The sequence below is a fragment of the Pontibacter sp. LHS1 genome (genome assembly GCF_058932855.1).
Window position 1 is genome coordinate 610,235 of record NZ_JBZYWF010000002.1, and the last position, 19,051, is coordinate 629,285.

Below are 19,051 nucleotides of genomic sequence, written 5' to 3' on the forward strand. Positions count from 1 at the left end.
AAAATCCGCTCCCGACATGAAGATACTAATCGACATCAACCACCCGGCCCATGTGCATTATTTCAGAAACTTTTCGAGGCTGATGGAGGCGAAAGGCCATGCTGTTCTCTTCGTTTCACGGGACAAGGAGATGGCCCAGAGACTGCTTAATCTCTACCAGATCCCTTACATCAACAGAGGCAAAGGCAGGGACGGCAAAATCGGTAAGTTCCTATACCTACTGTACGCTGATTATAAATTGCTGCAGATTGCGTTCTCTTTCAAACCCGATCTGTTTCTTAACTTCCTGCACCCTTACCCTTCTCAGGTAGCTGCTTTCCTGGGCAAGCCATCGCTTGTGTTCAGTGATACAGAGCACGCCAGCCTGCATCATAAACTAACAGTACCCTTTGCCACTAAAGTATTCACACCTGCCTGCTACCGGACAGATTTGGGCTCCAAGCAAGTGCGCTTCAGGGGATATATGGAGTTGGCTTACCTCCACCCGCGTTACTTCACACCAAACCCCGAAATACTGGAACTGCTGCAGGTAGTAGAAGGAGAAAAGTATGTGATTGTCCGCTTTGTCTCCTGGGCAGCAGCGCATGATTTTGACCATACGGGTATGTCGCTCTCAAACAAGCGGAAAGCGGTGCAGGCACTGTCAAAACTGGCAAGGGTCTTCATCACTTCTGAAGGAGAACTTCCCGCAGACCTGGAGCAGTACCGCATCTCCATTCCCTTTGACAAGATGCACGATGCCATCTACTACAGCAGTCTGTTATTCGGGGAGAGCGCTACCATGGCCTCCGAGGCAGCCGTTCTAGGCACGCCCTCCATTTTTATGGACAACGACGGCCGGGGTTATACAGATGAAGAGGAAAGCAGGTATGGCATTGTCTTCAACTTCAGCGAAAGTGAGGAAGACCAACAAAGTGCCATCCAAAAGGCGGTTTCCATATTGAAAGATGAAAGCAGCCAGCATAGATTTAAAGAAGTACGGGACCGGATCGTGAGTGAATGCATTGATACGACAGAGTTTATGTTAGAGCAGGTACTCAGGTATAATCTGCACAAAGAACCTGCTCCCGCTGAGCGCTACACAAACGTGTCTTTTACTGAATAATTAGCAGCCTACCTAACCTGATATGTTCCACCCCGCCCCTGACTAGCTAGATCATGATTGAAGAAATTGCCTACGAGAATGTTAAGATCGGACAAAGCGAAAAAACATTAGAGCTACTGACTGGTGAGGAAGTAATGCACCTTCTGGAAGAAACTACCTTTTTGGCTGAATGGGACTCGCTCTATCACTCCTGTCATTGGGCCACAGTGTTTCAAAGTCCGGATTTTGTCACTACCTGGTACAGGCTTTATCAGCATGCTTACCAGCCAATTATCATAAAAGAGCACACAAAAGGCGAGCTTAGCGGTTTGCTTACCCTGGCACTGCCATTTCAAAAATTAAATAGCAGATTATTCATTGTTGGCGCAGGTCATTACGAGGCCGACTACCATACCTGGCTAGCTTCTGAAAGTAACGGCAATTCGTTTATCAGCTCCGCCCTGAAAGCGCTGATGCGAAAATTTCCGACCACAGACTTGATGCTGCGGCACCTGCCGCCAAACACACCCACTGACTGGGCAAAGTCAGAACCGTGCTGGCAAAGCTCCTGCATCCTCTACCCCCTGACTCGTCCGCTGGTAGTTATGTCGGACTTTTCTGTATCGAGGCGGGACAGGAAAAGGGTGAATCGTATGAAGCAGATCGGTGAGTTTACTCATTTAACTGACGAAGCAGCCTTCTGTAACGCCCTTGATCAACTGGCGATCTATTATGACTTCCGTCAGGGAGCGATGTACAACAAAAATCCATTCCGAACTGACCCCGTCAACAGGGAGTTTCTGCTCGCTTTGTTCAGGCGCAAACTGCTGCATGTCACTGTACTGAAGGCAGGTGAAGAAACGGTCGCTTCTGTAGCGGCTTTGATCAGCAAGAACAGAGCTAACTTAGGCGGCATTAATTTTCATTCACCGCTTTATGCTAGTTACTCTCCCGGTTATGTGCACTTCCTGATGCTCTCGCAACAGTTTGTGCACGAAGGTATAAGCTCTTTTGACCTGACGCCCGGAGGTGACCCTTACAAAGACCGGCTAGCCACACAGCACGATCAGGTACATATACTGGTTGCCACCAACTCCAGGTTATACTTCCTTAAACGGCAGCTCAGAAAATTGCTCTACCAGCGCATGACTGATATGGGAATCAGAACGATGTCAGTAGAGCTCAGTCTGAAAAGGCAGCTGTATTTTGTAAAGGAACGTGGTCTTGCTCATGAAATAGCCCGCGGCTTGAGAAAGCTATGGGCCAACAACCAGGAGAGAATCTACCACACCACCCTCGATCTGAAAAAATTAAGCAGGGACTTTCCTGTCAATATGAATAGCCTCAGCGATTTGCTTGATTATCAGATGCAGGGGAGCATGTGCACCCGCTGGGAGTTTCTGGAGAATGCGATGCGAAGACTGGAGCAGGGTGCACAGTGCTATACCATCTCTGACAGAGGCACGCTACTGTATTGTGCCTGGTATACCAAACCAGTTGCAGACACCGCTGCAGAAGCAGCTACAGCTGCTGGTAGAGAAGCCTTTTACCTGCAGAGTGTTTACGTGCATCCTTTTGGAGTGGCACAACTCAAGGAGTTTCTGGCTGCTGTAGTTTCAGCTATAGCCCCTAACCTCTCAAGTGCGCAGGTATACCTGCCGATACCTGATCATGACAAGCCGCTTTTGAAGGATATGAAGCGTGCAGGCCTCCAGAAAATCAGGGGGCCGCTACCTTAATATGAAGTATTGCTCCGCAAGCCTTGTTTGAGCTAAAGTAGCTCAACTTGTTACCCACCTTATAAGACAACAAGATGATGGAAAATGTAATTAGCGTAATCGATATGCCCCCCCTAATTGAGCAACCAAAACAAGTTGATTTGCTGATTGGTGATCAGGTATACCGACTCTTGGACGATGCTACATTTAAGGAGTCCTGGCACAACCTGTACACGGCCTGTGCATGGGCTACTGCTTTTCAAAGTTGGGAGTTTATCGTGTCGTGGTATCATGTGTTCAGAAGTGATTACATACCTGTACTGCTCAAGTCTGAGCAAGAAGGCAGGTTGACCGGTTTGCTGGCCATGGCTATTCCCGCCTCAGACAGCGCCAATGCTGAGAGCAGGCAAGGTAGCGTTAGGATTGTGGGAGCGGGAGAATACGAGGCCGAGTATCATTGCTGGATCGCTGAGCCGGATGCCAATGATTGCTTTATTACGAATGCGCTTACTAAACTCCTTCATCACTATCCGAAAGCCAAAATCATGTTCCGGTTCATGCCACCTGGAGTACCGCTGGCCTGGCACGATCGGGACTCCAGGTGGCGGAGTCTCAGCGTGAAGCAGGCATTCAGACGTCCTTTGCTAGAGATTAAAAGTCCCGAAGCCGAGAAAGCATTTCGCATTAATAACCAGTATAAGACCAAACTCAATCGCCTGAAAAAACTGGGAACTGTGAAGTTTGAGCGGGTGACTGCCCCTGAAGTATTTGAGGCCGTGCTACCTGAACTTACCCTGCAATATGATTTCAGACAGGGAGGGCTTTTCAATAAAAACCAGTTCAGGGACAAGCCGCTGAAAGCAGAGTTTATGAAGGAGCTGTTTAAAAACGGTTTGCTTCATGTCACGCTGCTCCGCGTGGATGATGATATCATTGGTTCTATGGTAGCGGTAGCAGACAGAGGCTGGGTATACCTGCAGGGCATCAACACCCACTCCCCTTTTTATGCCAGGCACTCCCCCGGCATTCTGCATTTCCTAAACCTGGGCCAGTTGCTGGCGCATGAAGGAGTTGATGTGTTTGACTTAACACCCGGGGGTGACACTTATAAGGAGCGCCTGGCTACCAGTCATGACCAGGTATACGGACTGCTTGTAACGGGCAGTAAGGGTTTCCGACTCAAAAGGCTGATCAAAAAAGAGCTGCAAGACTACCTTGTCAGAACCGGCAGACGCCCCATGACGGTAGAGCTTCAGATCAGGAAACAGCTATACCTTTTGAAGAACCGGCTCAGAAATGCCAAAAAGTCCGGCTACATGAAGGTGATCAGTCAGCTACTGGGCAGCAACAAGAAAGGTTCTCCTGAGCAGTTGTATGCCAAGGATATGGAGGCAGGCAGGCCCTTTTCAACGATTCATATTCAAAAGAACAGCTTAAACGATATGCTGGATTTCGAGAAAGACGCAACGCTTACCCGCTGGGAGTTTCTGGAGAATACCATGAGGCTGTTTGAAACAGGACATCATGCCTATACCTGGGCAGAAGAAGGACGCCTGATGGCCTGCGCCTGGTTTGGTTATACTGATTTTACAAATCAACAGCAGCCCCCACTGACTAATATACCTGCATTGATGCACTTATACTGCCACCCTGAGGCGAACGATAAATTTGGGCAGTTCCTGGAGCATGTAGCCTCCATCATCGCGCTGGAGATCAACGACCCCAAGCTGTATGCGGTACACAAACCTAACAGTCACGCACTTGCCAGGGCAGGATTTCAGATAATCACATAAACACCTTCAAATCGCTTTTCCAGACTTTACATCAACTCTTAACCCTTAAAATGTCTTAGTATGAAAGGCACTTATACCGACAAAGGAAGTAACGTTCTGTATCCTGAAGTTGAGGACAAAATCCAAATAAGCGTCGGAGAAGACGCCCTGAAAATACTATCAGATGAAAAATTTCAGGCTGAATGGGACGCACTCTACCAATCTTGCTACTGGGCGACCGTGTTTCAAGGCACTACCTACACCAACACCTGGTACAAACTATACAAAAAGCATTACATCCCTATCCTGATTACTTCTTACAAGGGGAGTAAACTCACAGGTATACTGAACCTGAGTATGAGCCTTCAGAAACTTGAAATAACCGGCACGGGCGCGTCTGACGCGTACTACCATACCTGGTTAGCCGAGGAGTATAACAAAGAGTCATTCATCATATCGGCGCTTCATAAAGTAAGGGAGCATTTCCCGGGATATAACATCCGCCTGTTCCAGCTCCCACAGCACACGCCTCTCAAGTGGCTTGAAACCGATAAGCAATGGCAGGATCTGGCTGTGCTGAAAACCTATGACCGCCCCCTGGTGGACCTGACACACCCCGAACTACCCAAACTCTACACAAAAAAGCAATTTAAGGAAAGCCGTAACCGCCTGAAGCGTTTGGGCGAAGTCACCTTTGAGCACATCACCTGCATAGATCAACTGTCTGACATTTTTGATGAAATGATGGACCAGTTCGATTTCAGAAAAGGGGCTACTCTGAATACATTGCCCTTCAGATCAGACCCTCTGAAAAAAGATTTTTTGATGGAGCTATTCCGGCTGGAAATGCTCCATGTTTCAGTGCTGAAATTGAATGACATGATAGTGGCTTCACTTATCGCCACCATCGGCAAAGATAAGTGGGTCCATGGTGTCGGGATCAACACCCATGCCCCTACTTATGCGGCTTATTCCCCCGGATTCATCAGCTTTATTATGCTGGCACAGCAACTGGCAGGCAAACAGTATAATATGTTAGATCTGTCTACCGGAGACCAGGAATACAAGCAGCGGATGGCCAACACACAGGACCAGGTATATGGCCTTGTGATCCTCAAAAAGGCTAAATCGACCTTCAAAATACCTGGCTCTCTCAAAAAACAAATCATAGGGAGAATGTCAGAAGTAGGCATTGATTATAAGGCTCACAGGGCGAGGTTCAGAAAAAACAGTAAGCTACTAAAGTCAAAGTGGCACCTCATGAAGCAGCAAGGCATCTCAAGCTGTTTAATGAGATCACTGAAATTCACTATATCAAGGGAAAAAGAAAAAATATATAAAATAAACACCAACAACAGCAAATCCATTTCAAAAAACACGTATGTAGGAATAAGCCAAAACAGCTTAAAAGACCTGCTCCGTTTCTCTGCAGGTCAGTCTTTAAAAACCCGGTGGGAGTTTATGGTGGAGGCCATGTACCGGCTTGAGATAGGTGAGCAGGCCTATACCTACTCTGAGGACAACATACTAAAAGCCTGCGTCTGGCTGAGTTGTTACTCTAAGAAGCGAAACACGTATGCCGCCAAGCTCGATTATCCAACAGAAGGGGCTGTGCTACATGGCCTTTACTTCCAGCCTGATTACAAAAGTAAGCTGCCTCAGTTTATAGAAGCTGTAGCCGCAGAAATTGAAAACAGCCAGCCGGACAAACAGCTATACCTGATCACTGCCCCATCAGTAGCTGCATGTTGTTTGCCAGTGGCAACCCTTATTAAATAATTTACAGACCCCGAATCGCCTATGAATACACTGCTACAGAAAGCTACGCACCAGCAAGTAAATGTTGTAAAAATACTGACAGGAAAAGAAGCTTTGGCATTGCTCGCGGAGCAAAGTTTCCAGCTGCAGTGGGATACGCTCTATACCTCCTGCCCCTGGTCAACTGTCTTTCAAAGCAGAGGCTTTGTATATACCTGGTATCAATCTTATCACACATCGTATTCACCTGTTCTGGCTGTCGCATACTGCGGAGAAAAGCTCACCGGACTATTGACACTGGCACAGGATGACAGTGGCCAGCTTGTTGGTGCAGGGGCGAATCAGGCAGAATATCAGGTATGGCTTACAAGTGAACGGGAGAGTTCATATTTTATAAAGAAAACTCTGACAAATCTGCTGGAGCAGTTTCCTCAGTCAGAGATCAGCTTAAAATTCGTGCCGTCCAACACGCCCTTGCAATGGCTCGTAACTGACCCGAATCTGCAAAGAATATGCTTCCGCAGAGAAGTGAAACAGCCATTGCTGAGCCTGAACAAGGAGAACCTGTCACAGGAGCTTCGAAAGAAGAACAGAAGAGAAAAAATCAATCGACTGAAAAGACAGGGGGAGCTATCTTTTGTGAAAGTCACGGATGCGCAGGAGTTTTTCTCTGTACTGAATGAACTTGCCATACAGAGTGATTTCAGGAAAGGTGCCATGTACAACAAGTGCGCTTTTCAGGAAGATGGCTATCGCAAAGAGTTCCTGAAAAAGCTATTCTCAGAAGGTCTGCTGCATGTTACCCTGCTTAAAGTAGGTGATACCATTATTGCCTCCAATGTCGGGGTAACAGGGCAGAACTGGGTGCACCTGCAGGGCATCAACACCCACTCTCCAATGCAAGCCAAACACTCACCGGGTATCCTTCACTTCCTGATGCTTGGTGTGATGCTGGCAGAAGAAGGTATTGCTGTCTTCGACCTGACCCCGGGCAACGATCCATACAAAGAAAGCCTTGCCACAGACTTTACACATGCAACCGAATTGGTTTTCGGGAACAAGGCTGCCGTTCTGAACAGGAAGCTAAAATACAACCTGACACAGTACCTCAAGGATACGCTCCCCAAACTAGGTATAGCGCAGCGTCAGATCAAGCAGATAAGCCATGAGACAGCTGTAGTGAAAGAAAAGATCAAGCTCATAAAAAGGCGGAGTCTTTCAGTGCTGCTCAGGAAATCTATCCGGAATATAGGCAAATCTGCGAATCTGAGCATATACTCCGTGCAGCCTGTTCAGGAACAGGTTCAGGAAGTGTCGGTTAATAAAAACGAACTGCAGGACTTACTCTGCTATACACCTACGGACAGCCTTACCTCAAAGTGGGAATTCCTGATTGATGCGATGCGCAGGCTTGAGTCTGGTCAGCATGTGTATACCTGGCAGGAGAACGGGCACTTGTTAGGCTATGCCTGGTTGAGCGAACCCAAAGCTTCCAGACCATCCTCCTTTTCTCAGCTGGAGTTACCTGAGCAGGCAGCTGTGCTGCACAGCTTTTGCTGTCCCTTTTTAAATCAGGCAAAAACAACAGCCTTTATCCAGGCCATAGTCACTCACCAGAATATATCGGATGACCTGCCACTTTATGCCGTCGCAAATTCAACTGATAAAGCGGTGTGCAGGGCATTGGAATTACTGTATCCTTCTACCCCCGCTTCTAGCAATTAACAGAATAAAGTTTCCAACAACAAACCCTTAAAGACATGTGTGGAATAGCTGGTATTATCAACTTTAATCAGGAAACCCCCAAAGAGTCTGCATTGCGTGAGATGATGCGACAAATGAAACACAGAGGACCTGACGATAATGGTGTATTTATAGAAGATGAAGTAGGCCTCGGATTTGTCCGGCTCAGTATAATTGACCTTTCTCCTGACGGTCACCAGCCCATGGTATCTGCCGACGGTCGTTACGTGCTCGAGTTCAATGGCGAGATTTTCAACTACGTTGAGTTGCGCGAAGAACTACAGCAGCTGGGCATTGAATTCAAAACGAAAACTGACACGGAGGTTTTGCTGAATGCCTACATCTACTGGGGCGAGGAGTGCATGAACCACTTCAACGGAATGTGGGCTTTTGCGATCTATGACCGCTTGACAAAAACTGTTTTTGCTTCCCGCGACAGGTATGGCATCAAGCCTTTCTACTATATCCACACAGCCGACTACTTTGCTTTCTGCTCTGAGATACCGCCACTACTCAGCCTGCTTGACGGGAAGCCCAAGCCAAACTACCAAAGCATATTTGATTACCTGGCCTTTAACAGGACAGACCAGTCAGAGGCTACTTTCTTTGAGGAGGTCAAAAAGCTGCAGCACGGTATGAAGCTTACCGTACGCGGCAGAAACGTAAAGGCAAGCCGCTGGTATGATCTCAGAGAGCGAGTAGCTAAATCCGAAAAATTCAGGAGTCCGGAAGAGTACAAAGAATTATTCACTTCGGCGGTCGGCTTAAGACTCAGAAGCGATGTGCCTGTAGGTGTCTGCCTAAGTGGCGGCCTTGACTCTTCCAGCATTACCTCTGTGCTACTCAACAGCTATCATAAAAAAGACCTCAACACTTTCTCGGCCATCTACCAGAACGGCCAGACCGGCGACGAAAAGCAGTTTATACACGAGTACAAGCCGCTGCTCAAGCACATGCATTACATCTACCCTAATGCCGAAACGCTGGAAAACGATCTGATGCAATTTATAAAAACACACGCCGAGCCTATCCCCTCCACCTCTCCCTATGCGCAGTATAAGGTGATGGAACTGGCTAAGGACAACGTGGTGGTGACACTAGATGGTCAGGGAGCCGATGAAGAGTTGGCCGGCTATCATTACTTTTTTGGCTTTTACTTTAAAGACCTGCTCCGCTCCGGCCGAATCGGGAAACTGGTCAGTGAGATGTATCATTACCTGAAGAACCACCGCAGCTTGTACGGCCTCAAATCCTTTGCCTATTTCCTGCTTCCGGAAGGCATGCGCACGAAGGTAAGGGTCGGCGAAAAAGGATATCTGCAGAATGCTTTTGTAGAGAGGTACAGCAAATCCAACGGCATAGCCGGCAACCTGTATGGCTCCAACTCGCTGAAAGATGCTCTGTTAGATCACTTCGAAAATAAGCTGGAGCATTTGCTCAAATGGGAGGACCTGAACTCCATGCATTTCTCCCTCGAGGCACGGGTACCGTTTTTGGACTACCGACTGGTGGAGAAAACACTGGCGAGCTCAGACAATTGGGCTATCCGCCATGGCATCACCAAGTTCATACTCCGGGAGGCCATGAAGGGTGTGCTCCCCGAAAAAATCAGGATGCGGCAGGATAAGATTGGCTTCGGCACGCCGCAGGATGAGTGGTTCAGAGAGCCCGCCTGGCAAAACATTGTAGAAGGCATCCTGAGCAGTGAATCTTTCAGAAGGCGCAACCTGATCGACCCGGAGATTGCTATGCGAAAGTATAAGGAGCACCTCTCAGGTCAAACCAATATTGCAAAAGAGATCTGGAAGTGGGTGCACCTCGAATTATGGTTCAGAACATTTATTGATCAGGATATTATGGAGGAAGAGCCGCAACCAGCAGATGCGCTGAATGAGCGTATTACACCATTGCCTGCCTAGCAGTAGGTATAACCCTATACCTTATATGGCTATCAACCAATTGAAAGCAGGCGCCTTACTGTCTTATGCCTCCATCGGTATAAACAATGTAGTGGGCCTGCTATTTACGCCTTTCATGTTGCGGATGCTGGGGAAGTCAGAGTTTGGACTCTACTCTCTTGTTGCCTCCGTAGTAGCTTACCTTACCGTGCTGGACCTGGGCCTTGGAAATGCAGTTGTTCGCTATACCGCAAAGTACAGGGCACAAAACAGGCAGCAAGAACAGTACTCCCTGTTTGGTATGTTTTTGATGCTGTACTGCGGCATCAGTCTGCTCGTCATACTGGCCGGCACCTTGCTGTACCACAATGTGGAAGTCCTGTTTGGCAATGCCCTATCTGCCGCAGAGTTGGAGAAAGCGCGTATCATGGTAGTGCTGTTGATCTTCAACCTGGCCGCTACGTTCCCGCTCAGCGTCTTTGGTTCGATCATAGTCGCCTATGAAAACTATGTGTTTCAGAAGCTGGTCAATATTGTGCGGGCACTGATCACACCCTGCCTGATGATTCCCTTGCTCCTTATGGGATACAAAGCCATTGGAATTGTGCTGGTCATCACACTGTTGAATATCATCAGTTTGCTCGTGAACAGCTGGTATTGCTTTACTAAACTCAAGATCAAGCTGCATTTCCGAAAGATGGAGTGGCAGGTACTGAAGGGAATTTCCACTTACTCCTTCTTTATTTTCCTGGGAGTGATAGTGGACAAAATCTACTGGAGCACCGGCCAGTTTGTGCTCGGCGTGGTAGCAGGTACTGCTGTGGTGGCTGTGTACGCAATTGCTGTGCAGCTGCAGATGTACTATATGAGCCTCTCGACTGCCATTTCAGGTGTGTTTTTACCAAAAGTCACAGCCATGGTCGCACGCAACACATCTGACAAGGAAGTGTCTGACCTATTTATCCGGACAGGCAGGATACAGTTTATCGTAATGGCATTTGTGTTAAGTGTTTTTATACTGTTCGGGAAAACTTTTATTGTACTCTGGGCTGGACCTGACTACGCAGATGCTTACCTCATCGCCGTGCTGTTAATGATTCCCCTGACGATCCCCTTGATTCAGACCCTTGGCATTTCCATTCTTCAGGCACGTAATCAGCACAAATTCCGCTCATTGGTTTACATTTTGGTGGCTACGGCTAGCCTGGCTATCAGCATTCCCCTGGCCAAAGTATATGGAGGCATCGGCTGTGCCATCGGCACCTCATTCTCTCTTATAGTAGGTAACATCATCGTCATGAACATTTACTATTACAAGCGGGTGCGCATAGACATACCTCGTTTTTGGAGAGAGATAGGCTCCATGTCACTTCCGGCTACGGCTGTATTTGTGGTAGGCATTTTTCTGAACAACATCAATGATGATTATTCATTCCTGTCGCTCTTCTTTAAAATTTTCATATTCAGCATCCTTTATGTGAATGCAATCTGGTGGATGGGGCTTAACAATTTTGAACGTGAGCTGTTTTTAGTACCAGCCAAGAAGGTGCTTTCAAAAGCAAAACTATACTACAATGGTTTACTTTAAAGAGCTCAGAATTTCCGGAATCAACCTGAGTATTAGGAGGCACTCTGCCTTTGTCGATGAAACAAGCTCTCAGTTTTTATGCTCTGTTGGTTCAAAACATAAATAGCTTTAGTTATGAAAGAGAACGCAATCAACACTGTCGTTGCAAATGAGTTGTGTGTAGGATGTGGTATGTGTACTTACAGGCATGAGGATGTCATAGAGATGAAATGGAATGAAAATGGATTCCTTGTTCCTCACTTAAAGGAAAATGCCTCCCTTCCGGAATATAACTTAGCGCTCTGTCCTTTCAATCCGAAGCCTGTTAGTGAAGTTAAAACAGAGGATGAAATAGCTGCTGCCTTTTTAAATGATGCTCCTAACTATCATCGGAACATTGGAAGGTATAATAAGATCTATGCAGGCTTCTCCACTGAATTCAGAAACAGGTCTTCTTCCGGGGGTATCGCAACTTTTGTATTCGCCTCTCTCTTAGAGAGCGGTGAGGTCAATCATATAATTTCTGTCAGAGAGTCTTCAAGCAACTTCTATGAATATGCTATCAGTAGTTCTAAAGAGGAGCTCTTGCAAGCATCTAAAACCAAGTATTACCCCGTCACTTTAGCTACTGTTCTTCCCAAAATAAATGAGCTGCCTGGTGTGGTTGCCATTTCGGGAGTAGCGTGTTTCATCAAAGCCATTAGACTCGCTCAATATCACCATCCTGAACTAAGGCAGAAAATAAAATTCCTGGTTGGTATCATTTGCGGCGGACTGAAAAGCTCCTTCTTCACTGACTACCTCGCCTCAAAAACAGGTGTGGAGGATGGTAATTTTACAAGCCCTGCCTATAGAATCAAAGACCTTTCTTCCACAGCCTATGACTATTCTTTTGGCTGTACAGATAAGCATACAAGCACAGAGAAGCAGATAAAAATGAAGCAGGTGGGTGATATGTGGGGGTCCGGACTATTCAAGGCCAAAGCTTGCGACTTTTGTGATGATGTCACGACAGAATTGGCGGACATCTCATTAGGCGACGCCTGGATACATCCCTATGCGAAGGACGGTGCCGGCACAAGTGTTATTGTAACGCGATCAGCTACAGCGGATAAGCTTATTCAGTCGGCTATCAGGCAAAAGAAGTTGAACATCCACCTCATGCCGCTTGATGAGTTTCTCAAGTCCCAAAGTGGAAGCTTCAACCACAGACAAAAGGCACAGTCATTCAGAATTAAGAAGGCGGAAGAACAGGGGGAGACTATTCCTCCAAAAAGATTTACAAACGAAAATATTTCCTATCCGAGCAAGCTTGTTCAGACAATCAGGCTAAAGGTGCGGGCAAACAGCCTGTTGTTTTGGCCACTACACCCCCATGCAGAAGGCTTTGATTCAGTCATGAAGAAAGACTTACTGACCCTAAAGATTATTACTAAAATAAATCAGAAAGTTCGCAAATACTTATCCTGAAAGTGGTGGAAAATAGACCAAACAAAAGAGTAGGCATCCTGACTCAACCTCTGCATAATAACTATGGTGGCTTACTTCAGGCCTACGCTTTGCAGAGGACCATAAAGAGCTTTGGTTATGATGCCTGCGTGATAAATAGGAAACATAACAGGAGAGGCCTGCTGAAAAAGTTGAAATCCGTTGCGGAGCTATTTGTACATGGTTATGTTCTTAGCAAAAAAGACTTCGTCATACGGTACCCAAGCCAGGAAGAAATACAAAAAATTGGCAAGCATACGAACTACTTCAAGGAAAAGTACATAACTCCCATTACCCCATTAATCGACACAGATGATGGCATGCATTCATTACATAAGCAAGACTTTGATGCCTATGTAGTAGGCAGTGACCAGGTATGGAGACCTAAATACTCACCTAATATTGCAAACTTCTTTCTGGACTTTCTGGATGCTAAAGAGGAGGTAAAGAGAATTGCCTATGCGGCATCATTTGGAGTTTCGGACTGGGAGTTCAGTCACCAGGAAACAGAACTATGCTCTCGTTTAATCAAAAACTTTGATGCCGTATCGGTAAGAGAGTCTTCCGGGCTTGCCTTATGTCGTGAAAATTTAGGGGTAGAAGCGATACACGTACTTGACCCCACCCTGCTTCTGACGCCCCATGATTATTCCACCTTAATCCAGCAGGAGAATGAGCCAGAGATTGAAGGAACATTGATGACCTATGTGCTGGATAGAAATGCCGAGAAGGAACAGTTTATACTTAATGTTGCGCGGGAGCTCAACTTAAGGCTGTTGAGTGATATGCAGACCCTGCCGTTTACAGTAGGAAATAGAAAAAATATACAGAATTGTATTTACCCCCCTATCACGAAGTGGCTAAGGGGCATTAGAGATGCAGATTTCGTTATCACTGACTCCTTTCATGGCTGTGCATTATCCATTCTATTTAATAGGCCATTCTTAGCAGTTGGAAACGAAAGAAGAGGCTTAACCCGGTTTGAGTCGCTTCTACAGTTATTTGGTTTGGAAGATAGACTTATCACAGATACTAATCATGTAAAAGAAGGGCTCATCTATCAATCAATCGACTGGGACAAGGTAAATAATATCCTGGCAGACGAAAGGGCGAAATCAATTAAGTTTTTACACGATGAACTAAAGCTAAGCTCCTGTAAATCATTTCAACCCCTAGAAACTGTTCAATAAAAGTGATAGTATGAATTATTTGATTTGATATTATTTCCTCTCCAAAAACGACGCTGGCCTACAAATTAAATTAGTTTGTAGGCCAGCGTCGTTTTTAACAGCTATATTTTGTGGGTATAATAATTGTTGCTCAGGAAGTTAATAGTTTTGCACTTTCTTTTCTACGGAATACCGGAGGCTCCAGCGTCGTGTTTTCATCTTTCGCCAGCTCAGGCATTCTGAATTTTAACATTATTGGTTTCCAAACACCCGTCATACGGCAAATGTTCTCTGCCAGTGAAGCTCCCTCCAATAGTCCAAATCTGGGCAGACAGTATGCATTCTTTAACTCATCGGTCGTGATGTGACGGGGTTCGCTTGAAAATGCCAGCTTATACCCCAGTTCCTTGAGAGCGCGCATCTCACGCTCCCCAAAATCACCATTCGGATACGCAAAGTATTTTACCTCTTTTCCTGTCCAGGCCTCCAGCTTTTGTTTTGAGATCTCCAGTTCGTTGTAGAGCTGTTCTCTTCTGCAATTGACCAGAATCGGATGCGAATGCGTATGCCCCCCAATGGTAACATACTTCGATTTAGAAATTTGTTTTACCTGCTCAATCGTCATCGCCTGCCTTTCCACTTTTGTTTGCCGCTTTATTTCATTGATCAGAGCAGCTCGCTTGTCATTCATGATCAATTTTAAAGAGGATTTGGAAGGTATAGTGATTCTGAGGTCTTTGGCCTTTTCGAGGTACGACCACCAGTAGGCTCCCTCTTCTACTGCCTCCGTAGACACAAATATGGTTACCGGCACCTGGTATTTTTCAGCCACAGCTACCAAATTGGATTCATTTCCCCTCCAACCGTCATCTGCTGTCATGAGTACTGCACCTTTCGGCAGCGGGAGGTTTCCGTCTATAATATTATTTAGATCTTCAGGACTCAGAAACGTGAACCCATTATTCTTCAACCACTTGACGCAAGTCTCAAACTCCTTCTTGGAGGGGTCATGAAAGTACATCGATAAAATGTGGTCCGCCTTCATTGCTCTATTTCTGGCCCTTTTTACAAATCCGCACATTATCAGCAGATTTGCCAACAGCCAGGTGAATACGTTTCTGATACTTAGTTCCATGTGATTTGCTGTTATGAATTTAGTAATCTGATTGGTTGCTCATTAATATGTTCAATGCGATGAACAGAAACGCGGCGCTAAAACTTTTGATCAGCACTCTTACTGAATCTATAAATCAGAACTAGGTGTAGTATTTGCTCCCTGCGGCCGCATATACTCGTATGAAGCCAGCTTGTTTCCCACTCTGATATTATCAAAATAAATAACTCTTTTCTCTGACGCAGTTCTGCTGTTGTTCCATTTTGCTTTATACACGCCAACTTTCCAGTAGGGCATTCTTTTATCTTCAAAATGATTGCGGCCGCTGTAAGACACACGCTTTACACCGTTGTGCCATACCTCCAGCATTGAATCGGAGCCTGCAGAATGGATGATGTGAAAAACAAACTCGTGCCATACGTCCTTTGTCAGAGGGGCGAGTTCCATTACCTTCCACTTATCGTCCTTGGTGTTGTGACGCACCCTGAGGTAAATAATGTTGTTTACAGTACGCAGTGAAATTGGAGGACTTCCTTCCTGGTGCCACTGGCTAATCAATTCATTAGAAGAATCCGGAGCATAACCATCCTCAGGAAACATGGCGGCAAAGCTATACCACATCTCCTTTTCTGTCACCCTGTCAATCACAAACAACTCAGACCGCTTCCCCCGATGGATCATCGGGTCTGATGCGCGCAGCTCAAACCGTGCGACCTTATTTCCATGGTTTACCGGATCAGTTACGACGCGGAAGCCATGCTCTGTATCGGTCTGCAAGTTGACAGCAGTATGAAGCGGGTCACTTCCATCAAAGGTTTCTTCAAAAAGGAGGTAACTTCTAAGAGGCTTTTCCTCTACCGCACGCCGGAAGGCTGACTTTGAATTATGGCTTATTCTGGCTATTTGATTTTGCAGATTTGAAATACTCGCATAGTCGGGTTGCAGCGAAAAGGCTGGGTACAGGCTATTATATCTTAGAGCGCTCCAACCGAGCAGACTAACAACAGCAACCAGTCCAACTAGATACCCCCTCATCATGTGTCTTTTTCGCTTCACTACTTCAGCATCAATGCTGGTCGTATTCAGTAAGCACTCTTATGTGTCTTTCTACTGAAAATAGTTTTATAGATTATCCTGATGTCAAGCCAAAGTGACCATTTCTCCATATACCACAGATCGTGCATTGTTCTCTGCTTGCGCTGCTCGTCAGTTTCGGTTGGGCCTCTCCAGCCGTTTACCTGTGCCCAGCCCGTGATGCCAGGCTTAAAGTAGTGCCGGATCATGTATTTATCCACGCTTTCCTGCAGCTTTTGGTTCAGGAAACTTCTGTGAGGGCGCGGCCCAACCACACTCATATCCCCTAGGAGCACATTCATAAACTGAGGCAATTCATCAAGGCTGTATTTTCTGAGAATCCTGCCCAACTTAGTTATTCGCGGGTCATCTTTCTGGGTGGACTTTGTTCCACCAGTTGAAACGTCATTTTCGCGCATACTCCTGAACTTAAACACCTTAAATGGTCTTCCACCCTTCCCGATCCTGATGGGGCAGTAAAACACGGGACCAGGTGAGTCCAGCTTGATGAGGATAGCAAGCGCCACAAACAAAGGAGAAAGTGCCAGAAGCGCAAAGGCCGAGAAAACTTTATCGAAAGTATTTTTCAGGAAGAATGCGTAAGTTTCATCGAGAGGCAGTTGCCGGACATTGATAGCATCAAGTTTACCATACCGGGTCATTTTGTAGTTCTCCCCAAACAGTCCCCTGTAATCAGGTATATATTTTACCCGCACGCCATGATAATCAGCTGCCGTGATGATACTCTTTATTTTCTTCGAAACTTTAACGGGTATCGCGATGACAATCTCGTCAACAGGGTTATCTCTGAGGTAATCGTTAATATGCTCCAGATCCCCTACTACCCTATCCTCCGGCACCACACATTCTTCTTTCTTACACTTAATGAATCCTTTTAGCTTGACGTGTGATCCATTATGCCGTTGGAGGTGCTTCTCAACATTTCCAGCCATATCCCCAACACCAGCTACAAGCGTGTATTTCGTATTACTGTCGTTACTACGCAAATGGTCAATTGTATTTACTACCAGCAAATTTACAGGTATACCCAGTATCGGGAAGCCCAGCACAATGGCTGCTACTAGGTTCTTTGTCTCTACCGAAAATGGAAGAAAGGTATAGAAAGCAATTACAAAACCGATTAGAAGAATATAAATCTTAATGTAGTTCACCACCCGTAAGTTGATCCTATTGTACAGCTCTGATTCCTGTAACCTGATCCAATAACTGATCATAGTCCAGGTAAACACGGTACCAATCAGCACGATCCATGCAGTTTGCTGATACTCTATATCATTGATAAAATATAAAGCGATGCACGAGATAAGAACGATAGTAAACATATCCCCTCCGAGGTAGAGTATGGGAAGTCTTTGTTTTGATTTAATCATAATCTTAAACTAAAATCAAATGAGCAACATACACGCAGAATGGTTTCTACATAATAACTTGGGTACACTATTTCAGCGATGAAATACTTCTGATAAACGGGTGCCGCTTAGACAATAGGGGGAGTAAGTTCCTTCTACCGCCCGCCATTCTAGCTGCCATACCTAGGTTTTATTGATTATGTAGCTTTACTATATCTTATTCGCTTGGTGTCCGATAAAAAGCCTGGATTGAGATATGTGATAGATATAAAAGTATAGTTCTTTTCCATAGATATTGTAGTGTAAAAGTTCAAACATAAGTATCTCTCAGATACTCAATCGTTAAGTTCTATCGGTGCTCTCTATGTATATAAGTAATTATAGAAAAATTGTTACAACTCAAATAATTTTATTTTTTTAATTCTTATATGAATTTTATATTTAGTATACTTAATTTAATAAAAATGGGTGCTAACTTTTCGTTTTTATTAGGGAACGTCCTTTATTTAAGGGTGAATGGAATTTGTAAATAAAAAAGGACGGATATTTTTTTTCTATGGTGACTCTTATTAGTAGGGATAGGTTAGCGAGATATACAGTCTTGCTTTCAGTGCTGTTTTATAATGCATCTCTTCAAATATTACCAGAATAGAAACCGGGTTTTAACATAGCTTGTATAATATATCTACAGCTGTATTGCATCCGAGTAAATCGTATGCAATCCAAGTTAAATTAAAGCTTACTAGACATAAAAAAAGAGCAGCTGACCAACAGGTCAGCTGCTCTTTTTAGTAACACCTACTAGGAGGCGTTATAAAATGTTATTAGTTTTTGACAGTGAAGCTATAAGTTACTGGTGTGCCCGCAGTACCCGAACCGTTGCTGCCTGAGTAAGGGGTAGCTGTCAGGGTGTAAGTTCCGGCAGGCATGGTCAGGTTGCCAAAATAGTAGTTGCCTCTTCCGTCATCACCGAACAAAGCATGCGGGGCAGCGTTGTCAGTGTAGGTGCGGCTCATGGCCCCTTTCAGCTCGAACTTTACACTGCCTACGCCGGCGTTCAGATCAGCACGGAAGTTAAGCTTTGTCGTACCCAAAGCGCTGAAGCTTAAAGTAGCACCATTAGTCAGCTTCAGTACGTCTTTCTCTGTACCTGCATTTACCAGCGTAATACCAGCAACCTGCGATGAAGTAGTAGTACTTGGCGCAGTGGTAGTTGTCGGTGATGTAGTTGTAGTAGGAGCTGGCTGCGATACTACTGTTGTAGTGGTACCAGAAGATGACATCTCGTTGAAGCTC

The 19,051-nt window shown here is 45.6% G+C and carries 12 protein-coding genes and 1 pseudogene; 9 read left to right on the forward strand and 4 right to left on the reverse strand.

Annotated elements, in window-relative coordinates; all coding sequences use genetic code 11:
• Positions 1–16 precede the first annotated feature (16 nt).
• From AC5FXQ_RS07080 to AC5FXQ_RS07120, 9 genes are all read left to right on the forward strand, one after another.
• Positions 17–1,105, forward strand: a complete 1,089-nt coding sequence (locus AC5FXQ_RS07080) for a DUF354 domain-containing protein (protein WP_493601782.1) — start codon at positions 17–19, stop codon at positions 1,103–1,105.
• Between the two features lie 53 nt (positions 1,106–1,158).
• The gene (locus AC5FXQ_RS07085) at positions 1,159–2,823 is read left to right on the forward strand and encodes a GNAT family N-acetyltransferase (RefSeq protein WP_493601783.1); all 1,665 of its coding nucleotides are present in this window, start codon (positions 1,159–1,161) and stop codon (positions 2,821–2,823) included.
• Positions 2,824–2,927: 104 nt separating this feature from the next.
• The gene (locus AC5FXQ_RS07090; RefSeq protein ID WP_493601784.1) at positions 2,928–4,595 is read left to right on the forward strand and encodes a GNAT family N-acetyltransferase; all 1,668 of its coding nucleotides are present in this window, start codon (positions 2,928–2,930) and stop codon (positions 4,593–4,595) included.
• Between the two features lie 60 nt (positions 4,596–4,655).
• Positions 4,656–6,353, forward strand: coding sequence for a GNAT family N-acetyltransferase (locus tag AC5FXQ_RS07095; protein ID WP_493601785.1), 1,698 nt, complete (start codon positions 4,656–4,658; stop codon positions 6,351–6,353).
• Positions 6,354–6,374: 21 nt separating this feature from the next.
• Positions 6,375–8,057 (forward strand): GNAT family N-acetyltransferase, encoded by a 1,683-nt coding sequence (locus AC5FXQ_RS07100; RefSeq protein WP_493601786.1) that lies wholly within the window; start codon positions 6,375–6,377, stop codon positions 8,055–8,057.
• A gap of 35 nt (positions 8,058–8,092) precedes the next feature.
• Complete coding sequence (gene asnB, locus AC5FXQ_RS07105; RefSeq protein ID WP_493601787.1) at positions 8,093–9,994, forward strand: asparagine synthase (glutamine-hydrolyzing); 1,902 nt, start codon at positions 8,093–8,095, stop codon at positions 9,992–9,994.
• A gap of 25 nt (positions 9,995–10,019) precedes the next feature.
• Entirely contained in the window at positions 10,020–11,561 is a 1,542-nt protein-coding gene (locus tag AC5FXQ_RS07110; protein ID WP_493601788.1) for an oligosaccharide flippase family protein, read from the forward strand.
• Positions 11,562–11,675: 114 nt separating this feature from the next.
• Positions 11,676–13,010 (forward strand): Coenzyme F420 hydrogenase/dehydrogenase, beta subunit C-terminal domain, encoded by a 1,335-nt coding sequence (locus AC5FXQ_RS07115; protein WP_493601789.1) that lies wholly within the window; start codon positions 11,676–11,678, stop codon positions 13,008–13,010.
• Between the two features lie 5 nt (positions 13,011–13,015).
• Complete coding sequence (locus AC5FXQ_RS07120) at positions 13,016–14,218, forward strand: polysaccharide pyruvyl transferase family protein (RefSeq protein ID WP_493601790.1); 1,203 nt, start codon at positions 13,016–13,018, stop codon at positions 14,216–14,218.
• Positions 14,219–14,348: 130 nt separating this feature from the next.
• Here AC5FXQ_RS07120 and AC5FXQ_RS07125 read toward each other — a convergent pair whose 3' ends face one another.
• The 4 genes and pseudogenes from AC5FXQ_RS07125 to AC5FXQ_RS07140 form a co-directional block, all read right to left on the reverse strand.
• Positions 14,349–15,332: a polysaccharide deacetylase family protein gene (locus AC5FXQ_RS07125; protein ID WP_493601791.1), complete on the reverse strand. Its 984-nt coding sequence runs from the start codon at positions 15,330–15,332 to the stop codon at positions 14,349–14,351.
• A 108-nt stretch (positions 15,333–15,440) separates the two neighbouring features.
• Positions 15,441–16,088 carry a polysaccharide lyase family 20 protein gene (locus AC5FXQ_RS07130; RefSeq protein WP_493601792.1) on the reverse strand — a complete coding sequence of 216 codons (648 nt, stop codon included), beginning with the start codon at positions 16,086–16,088 and terminating at the stop codon, positions 15,441–15,443.
• A gap of 305 nt (positions 16,089–16,393) precedes the next feature.
• Positions 16,394–17,728 carry an undecaprenyl-phosphate glucose phosphotransferase gene (locus tag AC5FXQ_RS07135; protein WP_493601793.1) on the reverse strand — a complete coding sequence of 445 codons (1,335 nt, stop codon included), beginning with the start codon at positions 17,726–17,728 and terminating at the stop codon, positions 16,394–16,396.
• Positions 17,729–18,579: 851 nt separating this feature from the next.
• A pseudogene (locus AC5FXQ_RS07140) lies at positions 18,580–19,051 on the reverse strand (hypothetical protein); the annotation flags it as partial.